The sequence below is a fragment of the Stenotrophomonas sp. genome (assembly GCF_050737075.1).
GTDB lineage: Bacteria > Pseudomonadota > Gammaproteobacteria > Xanthomonadales > Xanthomonadaceae > Stenotrophomonas.
This window is the reverse complement of record NZ_JBOHXV010000131.1, coordinates 1-10563: the sequence shown is the minus strand read 5'-3', so window position 1 is coordinate 10563 and position 10563 is coordinate 1. Positions and strand designations below refer to the sequence as shown.

Annotated in this window: 7 protein-coding genes and 9 tRNA genes; 15 read left to right on the top strand and 1 reads right to left on the bottom strand. The window is 63.7% G+C overall.

Going from position 1 to position 10563, the window contains the following annotated elements:
- Positions 1-169 precede the first annotated feature (169 nt).
- On the top strand, positions 170-1177 hold the full coding sequence (locus tag ACREPD_RS20630) for an isocitrate dehydrogenase (protein ID WP_431601029.1): 1008 nt from the start codon (positions 170-172) through the stop codon (positions 1175-1177).
- Positions 1178-1282: 105 nt separating this feature from the next.
- Here ACREPD_RS20630 and ACREPD_RS20625 read toward each other — a convergent pair whose 3' ends face one another.
- On the bottom strand, positions 1283-2041 hold the full coding sequence (locus ACREPD_RS20625; protein WP_431601028.1) for a Bax inhibitor-1/YccA family protein: 759 nt from the start codon (positions 2039-2041) through the stop codon (positions 1283-1285).
- A 185-nt stretch (positions 2042-2226) separates the two neighbouring features.
- Here ACREPD_RS20625 and ACREPD_RS20620 point away from each other — a divergent pair.
- From ACREPD_RS20620 to ACREPD_RS20555, 14 genes are all read left to right on the top strand, one after another.
- Positions 2227-2303, top strand: a tRNA-Pro gene (locus tag ACREPD_RS20620).
- Between the two features lie 46 nt (positions 2304-2349).
- Positions 2350-2426, top strand: a tRNA-Arg gene (locus tag ACREPD_RS20615).
- 47 nt (positions 2427-2473) lie between these two features.
- A tRNA-His gene (locus ACREPD_RS20610) sits at positions 2474-2550 on the top strand.
- Between the two features lie 84 nt (positions 2551-2634).
- Positions 2635-2710, top strand: a tRNA-Lys gene (locus ACREPD_RS20605).
- A 416-nt stretch (positions 2711-3126) separates the two neighbouring features.
- Positions 3127-3202 (top strand) — tRNA-Lys (locus ACREPD_RS20600).
- 131 nt (positions 3203-3333) lie between these two features.
- A tRNA-Leu gene (locus ACREPD_RS20595) sits at positions 3334-3418 on the top strand.
- A 301-nt stretch (positions 3419-3719) separates the two neighbouring features.
- A complete protein-coding gene (gene tig / locus ACREPD_RS20590) occupies positions 3720-5015 on the top strand; it encodes a trigger factor (RefSeq protein ID WP_421570714.1) in 1296 nt (431 codons plus the stop codon).
- A 66-nt stretch (positions 5016-5081) separates the two neighbouring features.
- Positions 5082-5708, top strand: coding sequence for an ATP-dependent Clp endopeptidase proteolytic subunit ClpP (clpP, locus tag ACREPD_RS20585; protein WP_421570715.1), 627 nt, complete (start codon positions 5082-5084; stop codon positions 5706-5708).
- 126 nt (positions 5709-5834) lie between these two features.
- Complete coding sequence (clpX, locus tag ACREPD_RS20580; protein WP_313348511.1) at positions 5835-7124, top strand: ATP-dependent Clp protease ATP-binding subunit ClpX; 1290 nt, start codon at positions 5835-5837, stop codon at positions 7122-7124.
- 142 nt (positions 7125-7266) lie between these two features.
- Positions 7267-9729 (top strand): endopeptidase La, encoded by a 2463-nt coding sequence (lon, locus tag ACREPD_RS20575; protein WP_431601027.1) that lies wholly within the window; start codon positions 7267-7269, stop codon positions 9727-9729.
- Between the two features lie 205 nt (positions 9730-9934).
- Entirely contained in the window at positions 9935-10207 is a 273-nt protein-coding gene (locus tag ACREPD_RS20570; RefSeq protein WP_431601026.1) for an HU family DNA-binding protein, read from the top strand.
- Between the two features lie 11 nt (positions 10208-10218).
- Positions 10219-10293: transfer RNA gene (locus ACREPD_RS20565), tRNA-Val, on the top strand.
- A 28-nt stretch (positions 10294-10321) separates the two neighbouring features.
- Positions 10322-10398 (top strand) — tRNA-Asp (locus tag ACREPD_RS20560).
- 87 nt (positions 10399-10485) lie between these two features.
- Positions 10486-10562, top strand: a tRNA-Asp gene (locus tag ACREPD_RS20555).
- The last annotated feature ends 1 nt before the right edge of the window (position 10563 follow it).

The window sequence follows — 10563 nt, the reverse complement described above, 5'->3', positions numbered from 1 at the left end:
CGCAGGACCCGATACGTAGGCCGGCCAACGGCCGGCGCTACCGCCTGCCACCATGGTCTATTTGGGGTGGTTGGGCCGGGTAAGGCATAATTGCCGATGAAACTTCCCTTGCGCCGGTGCCTGGCGGACCTGCTGGACGGCGCTCCCCCTCGGTTCGGAAACAGATCAAATGACGCAGAAAATCACGGTCATCCGCGGTGACGGCATCGGCCCGGAGATCATGGACGCTACGCTGTTCGTGCTCGGCAAGCTCGACACCGGCTTTGAATACGAAGATGCCGACGCAGGCCTGGTCGCGCTGGAAAAGCACGGCGACCTGATGCCGGCGTCCACGCTGGAATCCATCGCACGCAACAAGATCGCGCTGAAGAGCCCGCTGACCACCCCGGTCGGTGGCGGCTTCACCTCGATCAACGTCAGCCTGCGTCGCCACTTCGACCTGTACGCCAACGTGCGTCCGGCGGTGTCCTTCCCGAACACCAAGTCGCGTTTCGGCGACGGTGTGGACCTGATCACCGTCCGTGAGAACACCGAAGGTGCGTACCTGGCAGAAGGCCAGGAAGTGTCGGCCGATGGCGAAACCGCCTTCTCCGGCACCCGTATCACCCGCAAGGGCTCCGAGCGCATCGTGCGCTACGCCTTCGAGCTGGCCCGCAGCACCGGCCGCAAGAAGGTCACCGCCGTGCACAAGGCCAACATCATCAAGTCGACCTCGGGCCTGTTCCTGGCCGTGGCGCGCGAAGTGGCGGCCAAGTATCCGGACATCGAGTTCCAGGAAATGATCGTCGACAACTGCTGCATGCAGCTGGTGATGCGTCCGGAACAGTTCGACGTGATCGTGACCACCAACCTGTTCGGCGACATCATCTCCGACCTGTGCGCCGGCCTTGTCGGCGGCCTGGGCCTGGCGCCGGGCGCCAACATCGGTGTGGACGCGGCGATCTTCGAAGCCGTGCACGGCACCGCGCCGGACATCGCCGGCCAGGGCAAGGCAAATCCGTGCGCGCTGCTGCTTGCCGCCGCACAGATGCTTGACCACGTCGGCCAGACCGAGAATGCCGAGCGCCTGCGCAAGGCCATCGTCGCCACCCTGGAAGCCAAGGACTCGCTGACCGGCGACCTCGGCGGCACCGGCAACACCATGGGCTTCGCCCAGGCCATCGCCAGCCGCCTGTAAGGGCTTTGGTGGAGGTTGTCGCGTAGCGCCGGGCTCTGCCCGGCTGCTCCAACGAAAAAGGGCACCCATCGGGTGCCCTTTTTTGTTCGGCATTGCTTCACCGCATCAGCGCGACTGCAGCTTCGACAGCAGTCGCAGGAACTCCACATACAGCCACACCAGCGTGACCATCAGGCCGAACGCGCCGTACCACTCCATGTACTTCGGCGCGCGCGCGGCGGCACCGGTTTCGATGAAATCGAAGTCCAGTACCAGGTTCAGCGCGGCGACCACCACCACGAACAGGCTGAAGGCGATGCCCAGCCAGCTGGCTTCATGGATTACCGGCACGTTGATGTTGAAGAAGCTCAGCACGAACGAGGCCAGGTACAGCAGTGCGATGCCACCGGTGGCGGCGACCACGCCCAGCTTGAAGTTCTCGGTGACCTTGATCAGGCCGCTGCGGTAAGCCACCAGCAGGGCGAACAGGGTGCCGAAGGTGAGCAGCACCGCCTGGAACACGATGCCCGGGAAGCGTGCCTCGAACACGGCCGAGATGGCGCCCAGGAAGAAGCCTTCCACCAGCGCGTACATCGGCGCGGTGACCGGCGACCATTCCTTCTTGAACACCGTCACCAGCGCAAGGACCAGCCCGCCGATGGCGCCGCCGATCGCGTAGATCATCGCGCCCGGCGCGATCAGGCCGTCGGCGCCGATGGTCTGGCTCCAGGCGAACGCGGCGGTGATGACCGTCAGCAACAGAAGGATGCCGGTCTTGTTGACCGTGCCGTTGATCGTCATCACCTGGTCGGGTGAGGTCACGACCGAGCCGCTGGCCAGGTCGAGGAAGGTCGACTCCGAAAGTGCGGGATTGCCGCTGCGCATTGCCAATCTCCTTGAAGGGTAGGGTTCCGGGCCATCCGGCCGCTGAATGAAGCATAGCGTATGGCTATGTAGCTCTACCCCCCTGATCACGAATGTGAAAAATTCCGTGAAAACCGTTGACAGATGCGTCGCCGATTCCCACAATAGGCGGCTCTTTCGGGGGGAACCTCGAGGGATGAAACCACCGGGGTATAGCGCAGTCTGGTAGCGCGCCTGCTTTGGGAGCAGGATGTCGGGGGTTCGAATCCCTCTACCCCGACCAAGTCCCGCTGCTCAAATCGGGATGGGAATGCGACAATCCGGTCAGAGCGCCCGTAGCTCAACTGGATAGAGCACCGGCCTTCTAAGCCGGCGGTTACAGGTTCGATTCCTGTCGGGCGCGCCACTGGCGCAAACGCAGGTGTTTCAAAAAAGAATAAACAGTTTTCAGTGGTGGCTGTAGCTCAGTTGGTTAGAGTTCCGGATTGTGATTCCGGAGGTCGGGGGTTCGAGTCCCCTCAGCCACCCCACTGATTTGAAGAACCCGTTTCATCGAAAATGAATCGGGGTTGCAAAAAAAGGCGCAAACGTTACACTACGCGCCTGAGTTTTCAGGGCTGTTAGCTCAGTTGGTAGAGCAGTTGACTCTTAATCAATAGGTCCAAGGTTCGAATCCTTGACAGCCCACCAAGACAGAAGCCATCCGGTCCGCCGGGTGGCTTTTTTCTTGCGCGCGATCCGGCATTAAGCCACCCATGGGGTGGCTCTACCGGCGTCGTCGTCGGGCATCGCGAGGACACGCATGGCGTGTCGCTACGCGTTTTCGCCCTAACCGTCCTGTGCACGTAACAATTCGTAGTGCCACGCCATGCGTGGCAACCGCGCGCAGCGCGGCACAAGCATCCGAAGCCGATGCGCCGCGGTCTCGATCATCCTGCCGGCGTTTAGACTCGGCCGAAGCCGCCCGTCAGGCGTTCATGACCCCGGAACGAAGCGCAGCCACGCATGGCGTGGCTCTACCCGGCGTCCAGCGCCCCTGAACGACGTCTGCAAAAACCCCTTGCAACCCCCTGTCGCATTGCGTCATAATTCGCCTCCCGATTTTCGGGCTGTTAGCTCAGTTGGTAGAGCAGTTGACTCTTAATCAATAGGTCCAAGGTTCGAATCCTTGACAGCCCACCAAGACAAAAGCCATCCGGTTCGCCGGGTGGCTTTTTTCTTGCCTGCGATCCGACGGTAAGCAGCCACCCATGGGGTGGCTCTACGACCAAAGGTCGACGCCGCCACCGCCCGCCGCCATAATGCGCGCCTACGCGAAAGTGGCGGAATTGGTAGACGCCCTGGATTTAGGTTCCAGTGCCGCAAGGCGTGGGGGTTCGAGTCCCCCCTTTCGCACCAGGTCGGCGCCGAGCCTTCGGCGCACACCTCCGGGCTGAACACGTCGGCAAGCGCTGGCGATGGGCTGCACTGGCCCCGGGAAGGTCCTTCCCGGGCGGCGCCCGAGCCGTCCCGCGGCGCTCGATCCGCCCCCTGAACAGCCACCGGATTGACGCTCCCGGCCCCGTGCTGGCGGCGCTGGCCGTTATCGGCCAAACTACAGGGCTGCGGCAGGCATGCGCGTCCACGACGCCGCCGTCTTACAACCCGTTTCATCCATCAATTCGTGCCGGGGGCGTGCCTACCGGTGGCAGGAGTCAACATGCAAGCTTCGATCGAATCCACCGGCAATCTGGAACGCCGCCTGACCTTCTCGCTGCCGGAAGACCGCCTGCAGACCCACATCAGCGGCCGTCTGGGTGAAATCGCCCGTACCGCGCGCATCAAGGGCTTCCGCCCGGGCAAGGTGCCGGCCAAGGTGATCGAGCAGCGCTTCGGCCAGCAGGTCCGCAGCGAAGCCGTCGACGGCCTGCTGCGCGAGACCTTCGATGCGGCCATCCGCGAGCACGAACTGCGCATTGCCGGCGCGCCGCGCATCGACAAGGGCGACGAGGGTGAATTCTCCTTCGTGGCCACCGTCGAGCTGGTGCCGGACTTCGGCGACGTCGACGTTGCCAAGCTGACCGTGGTGCGCCACGTCGCTGAAATCAACGACGGCGACATCGACCAGATGATCACCAACCTGCGCGAGCAGCGCCGCAGCTGGAGCCCGGTTGACCGTGGCGCCAAGGACGGTGACCTGGTCGCGCTGGAAACCTGGTCGCAGGCCGGCGATGAGCGCCTGCCGGCCGAAGGCACCGAAAAGGGCAGCGTCGTGGTGGGCCAGGGCATGATGTTCGAGCAGATCGAGCAGGGCCTGGTCGGCCTGGCCAAGGGTGAAGAGAAGACCCTGGACGTCGAATTCCCGGCCGACTGGCGCGTGCCGGCCCTGGCGGGCAAGCAGGTCAAGGTCACCGTGAAGGCGGTGGACGTGTCCGAGCCGGTGCTGCCGGAAGTGGATGCCGACTTCATCAAGAGCTTCGGCGTGAAGGGTGGCGATGTGGAGCAGTTCCGCACCGACATCCGCGCCAACCTGGAGCGTGAGCTCAAGGGCGCCCTGATGAACCGCCTGCGCCGCGAAGTGGGTGAGCAGCTGATCGCCGCCTACGCCTCGGTCGAAATGCCGCCGCGCCTGGTCGAGAACGAAGCCCGTGCCATGCTGGCCCAGCAGGTCGAGCAGATCCGCCGCAGCGGCCGCAACCCGGGCGAAATCCCGGCCGACGCCCATGAAGGCTTCAAGGACGCCGCCGCCAAGCGCGTGCTGGTCGGCCTGCTGGTCGGTGAAGTGGCCCGCAAGAACGACCTGCGCCTGGATCCCAAGCGCCTGAACGAAACCATGCGTCTGATCGCCTCCACCTATGAAGAGCCGGAGCAGGTCATTGAGATGTACCGCAACGACCCCCAGCTGATGAGTGGGCTGCAGAATCGCGTGATGGAAGAGCAGGTGATCGACTGGATCGCCGAGCGCGCCCAGCACACCGAAGAGCAGCTGTCGTTCCAGGACGCGATCCGCCAGTAAGCGGCCCGTGTTTTACGCCCCGCGCCCCGGCGCGGGGTTGTTCCCCCCAAAATAGGTGCCTCACTAATGGACAACCGAACCACAGCCCTGAACATGGTTCCGATGGTGGTCGAACAGACCAGCCGCGGCGAGCGCGCCTATGACATCTATTCGCGCCTGTTGAAGGAGCGCCTGATCTTCCTCGTGGGCCCGATCGACGATCACATGGCCAACGTGGTGGTGGCGCAGCTGCTGTTCCTGGAAGCGGACAACCCGGAAAAGGACATCAGCATCTACATCAACTCGCCCGGTGGCGTAGTCACCGCCGGCATGGCGATCTACGACACCATGCAGTACATCAAGCCGGACGTGAGCACCATCTGCGTTGGCCAGGCTGCCTCCATGGGCGCGCTGCTGCTGGCATCGGGCGCCGCGGGCAAGCGTTATGCGCTGCCCAATTCGCGCGTCATGATCCACCAGCCGCTGGGTGGCTTCCAGGGCCAGGCCACGGATATCGACATCCACGCCCGCGAGATCCTGACCCTGCGTTCGCGTCTGAACGAAGTGCTGGCCAAGCACACCGGCCAGTCGCTGGAGACCATCGCGCGCGATACCGAGCGCGACAACTTCAAGAGCGCGGCCGATGCAGTGGCCTACGGTCTGGTCGACTCGGTGCTGGAACGTCGTCCGGAAGAGTCGATCACCCCGGCCTGATAGTGCCGCCAGGCCGGGAAATCGGCCTGTTTCCTCGGGGTCGGGCTGGACTGGCGTCCTCCCGGCCCTGTGCTATTCTCGAATCGAACCCCCGTTCAGCGGGTGGGGTAACTGGGTAAGCGAAGCATGAGCGAAGACCGCCAAGGTCGTTCCACGGACACCGGCAAGATCCTCTACTGCTCTTTCTGCGGAAAGAGCCAGCACGAGGTGCGCAAGCTGATTGCTGGGCCGAGCGTGTTCATCTGCGATGAATGCGTGGAGCTGTGCAACGACATCATCCGTGAAGAGCTCGAGGAAAAGGCGCAGTCGGCGCGCAGTTCGCTGCCCAAGCCGCGCGAGATCCTCGAGGTCCTTGACCAGTACGTGATTGGCCAGAACCGGGCCAAGCGCACGCTGGCCGTGGCCGTATACAACCACTACAAGCGCATCGAGAGCCGCCAGAAGAACGACGAAGTCGAACTGGCGAAGTCGAACATCCTGCTGGTCGGTCCGACCGGTTCGGGCAAGACGCTGCTGGCCGAGACCCTGGCCCGCCTGCTCAATGTGCCGTTCACCATGGCCGACGCCACCACGCTGACCGAAGCCGGTTACGTGGGCGAGGACGTGGAAAACATCATCCAGAAGCTGCTGCAGAAGTGCGACTACGACGTCGAGAAGGCGCAGCAGGGCATCGTCTACATCGATGAAATCGACAAGATCTCGCGCAAGAGTGAGAACCCGTCGATCACCCGTGACGTGTCCGGCGAAGGCGTGCAGCAGGCGCTGCTGAAGCTGATCGAAGGCACCGTGGCCAGCGTTCCGCCGCAGGGCGGCCGCAAGCATCCGCAGCAGGAATTCCTGCAGGTGGACACCAAGAACATCCTGTTCATCTGCGGCGGCGCGTTCGCCGGGCTGGACAAGGTGATCCAGGCGCGTTCCAACGACTCCGGCGGCATCGGTTTCGGCGCCAAGGTGAAGAGCTCCGAGCGCAAGCAGGAAGTGGGCAAGGTGCTGGCCGAAGTCGAGCCGGAAGACCTGATCAAGTTCGGCCTCATTCCCGAGTTCGTCGGCCGCCTGCCGGTCGTGGCCACCCTGGAAGAGCTGGACGAGGCCGCCCTGGTGCGGATCCTGACCGAGCCGAAGAACGCCATCACCAAGCAGTTCAAGAAGCTGTTCGAGATGGAACACGTCGAGCTGGAGTTCCGCCCCGACGCGTTGTCGGCGATCGCCCGCAAGGCGCTCAAGCGCAAGACCGGCGCCCGTGGCCTGCGCACCATCGTCGAATCGGTCCTGCTGGACACCATGTACGACCTGCCTTCGGCAGAAAACGTCAGCAAGGTGGTGGTGGACGAATCGGTGATCGAACACAAGTCCGAACCGTACCTGATCTACCAGACCCCGCCCGCCCCTGAACAGAAGGCGGCCGGTGCTGAATAATCAGTTCAAGCATTTGAATTGATAGAAGTTTTTCAGAGCATCTTGCATCTGGACGCCGATGGCCCCATAACGGGGCCATCGGCTTTTTTGTATCCGGGTGAAGCTGCCCGGAGGCCATCCCCACTGCTCAACTGGAGCCCACATGGCCCGTTCCCCAACTGAGACTCTCGACCTGCCGGTACTGCCGCTGCGCGACGTGGTGGTGTTCCCGCACATGGTCATTCCGCTGTTCGTCGGCCGCGACAAGTCCATGCATGCCCTGGAGCAGGCCATGGAGGCGGACAAGCGCATCCTGCTGCTGGCGCAGAAGTCGGCCGAGACCGACGACCCGTCGGCGGCCGACCTCTACCAGGTCGGCACCCTGGCCCAGGTCCTGCAGCTGCTCAAGCTGCCCGATGGCACCATCAAGGTGCTGGTCGAAGGCCTGTCGCGCGTCAACGTCACCCAGGTCACCGAGCGCGATGGTGCGCTGCACGGCGTGGGCGAGGAAATCGAGTCGGACGAATCGCGTGAACCGCGCGAGATCGAGGCGATCGCCCGCTCGCTGATGTCGCTGTTCGAGCAGTACGTCAAGACCAACCGCAAGCTGCCGCCGGAGCTGCTGCAGACCCTGGCCGGCATCGACGAATCCGCCCGCCTGGCCGACACCATCGCCGCGCACATCAGCGTGCGCCTGGCCGACAAGCAGCGCCTGCTGGAGACCCTGCAGATCGGCGACCGCCTGGAGATGCTGGTCGGCCTGGTCGACGGCGAGATCGACGTGCAGCAGATGGAGAAGCGCATCCGCGGCCGCGTGAAGTCGCAGATGGAAAAGAGCCAGCGCGAGTACTACCTCAACGAACAGATGAAGGCCATCCAGAAGGAACTGGGCGACCTGGACGACGCGCCCGGCGAGCTGGAAGAGCTGGCGCGCAAGATCGCCGAGGCGGGCATGCCCAAGCCGGTGGAAGCCAAGGCCAAGGCCGAGCTGAACAAGCTCAAGCAGATGTCGCCGATGTCGGCTGAAGCGGCGGTGGTGCGCAACTACCTCGACTGGCTGCTGGGCGTGCCGTGGAAGAAGCGCACCAAGGTGCGAAAGGACCTCAAGGCCGCGCAGGACACCCTGGACGCCGACCACTTCGGCCTGGAAAAGGTCAAGGACCGCATCCTGGAATACCTGGCGGTGCAGTCGCGCGTGAAGCAGATGAAGGGCCCGATCCTGTGCCTGGTCGGGCCGCCGGGCGTGGGCAAGACCTCGCTGGGCCAGTCCATCGCCAAGGCCACCAACCGCAAGTTCGTGCGCATGAGCCTGGGCGGCGTGCGCGACGAGGCCGAGATCCGTGGCCATCGCCGCACCTACGTCGGCTCCATGCCGGGCCGCATCGTGCAGAACCTCAACAAGGTGGGCAGCAAGAACGCGCTGTTCGTGCTCGACGAGATCGACAAGATGTCGATGGATTTCCGCGGCGACCCGTCCTCGGCGTTGCTGGAAGTGCTCGACCCGGAGCAGAACAACGCGTTCAACGACCACTACCTGGAAGTGGACCTGGACCTGTCCGAAGTGATGTTCGTGGCGACCTCCAACTCGCTCAACATCCCCGGGCCGCTGCTGGACCGCATGGAGGTCATCCGCATCCCCGGCTACACCGAGGATGAGAAGCTCAACATCGCCATGCGCTACCTGGTGCCCAAGCAGATCAAGGCCAACGGCCTGAAGCCGGAAGAGCTGGAGATCGAGGCCGACGCCATCCAGGACATCGTGCGTTACTACACGCGCGAATCGGGCGTGCGCAACCTCGAGCGCGAAGTGGCCAAGATCTGCCGCAAGGTGGTCAAGGAAATCGCCCTGGCCGGTCCGGCTGCGCCGGCCAAGCCGGTCAAGGCCGGCAAGAAGACCGCGAAGAAGAAGGCGCTGGTCGTGGTCAACGGCAAGAACCTGGACAAGTACCTGGGCGTGCGCCGGGTCGACTTCGGCCGCGCCGAGGAACAGAACGAGATCGGCCTGGTCACCGGCCTGGCCTGGACCGAAGTGGGCGGCGACCTGCTGCAGATCGAATCGACCCTGGTGCCAGGCAAGGGCCAGCTGATCCTGACCGGCCAGCTCGGCAACGTGATGAAGGAATCCGCGTCGGCGGCCCTGTCGGTGGTGCGTTCGCGCGCCGAACGGCTGGGCATCGACAGCGAGTTCCTGCAGAAGCACGACGTGCACGTGCACGTGCCTGACGGCGCTACCCCGAAGGACGGCCCCAGCGCCGGCATCGCGATGGTGACCTCGCTGGTGTCCACGCTGACCAAGGTGCCGATCCGTGCCGAGGTGGCGATGACCGGCGAGATCACCCTGCGTGGTCGCGTCACCGCCATCGGCGGACTGAAGGAGAAGCTGCTGGCGGCGCTGCGCGGCGGCATCACCACGGTGATCATCCCGGAAGAGAACCGCAAGGACCTGGCCGACATTCCGGCCAACGTGACCCGCGACCTCAAGATCGTGCCGGTGAAGTGGATCGAAGAGGTGCTGGACCTGGCCCTGGAGACCCCGCTGACTGCGCCGAAGCCCAAGAAGGATGGGCAGCGCGTCACAGTGCGGAGCAAGGGCAAGGCAGCTTCCACAACGCGCGTCAAGCACTGACGCGCGTTACAGAAATGCCCGAAACCCGCGTCGTTATTAGCTTTTCAGCTTGCGAAGGTAGGGGTGCGCTGGTATAAAAGCACCACTCGCGAGTCAGCGCATGCTGATGAGGGCGAATAGAGAACTTCACTGGCATCCGGCCACGTTGTAGGTCGGGTGCTTCACTGTCGAACATGCGGAATCCCCGCCAAAGGAGCTGTACAGAATGAATAAGACCGAATTGATCGACGCCGTTGCCGCAGCCGCCGACCTGACCAAGGCTGAAGCCGGTCGCGCCGTCGACGCTGTTGTCGCCACCATCACCAGCGCCCTGAAGGGCGGTGACGCGGTGACGCTGGTTGGCTTCGGCACGTTCCAGGTCCGCCCGCGCGCTGCGCGTACCGGCCGCAACCCGAAGACCGGCGACACCATCAAGATCGAAGCGTCGAACAATCCGTCGTTCAAGGCTGGCAAAGCCCTGAAGGATGCCGTAAACTAAGCGGCTTGCTGGGGTGCTTAGCTCAGCGGTAGAGCGTCTCCTTTACACGGAGAGGGTCGGGGGTTCGAAACCCTCAGCACCCACCACAGCACCGCCAGTAAAAGTTTGAAATGTGGAGCGGTAGTTCAGCTGGTTAGAATGCTGGCCTGTCACGCCGGAGGTCGCGGGTTCGAGTCCCGTCCGCTCCGCCAGTTTCAACGAGGCCCCTGAGCGATCGGGGGCCTTGTTTTCTGCAACGATCCAGATCGTGGTGGAAGGCAGCAGGAAGGTTTTAGTGCGGAGCGGTAGTTCAGCTGGTTAGAATGCTGGCCTGTCACGCCGGAGGTCGCGGGTTCGAGTCCCGTCCGCTCCGCCAG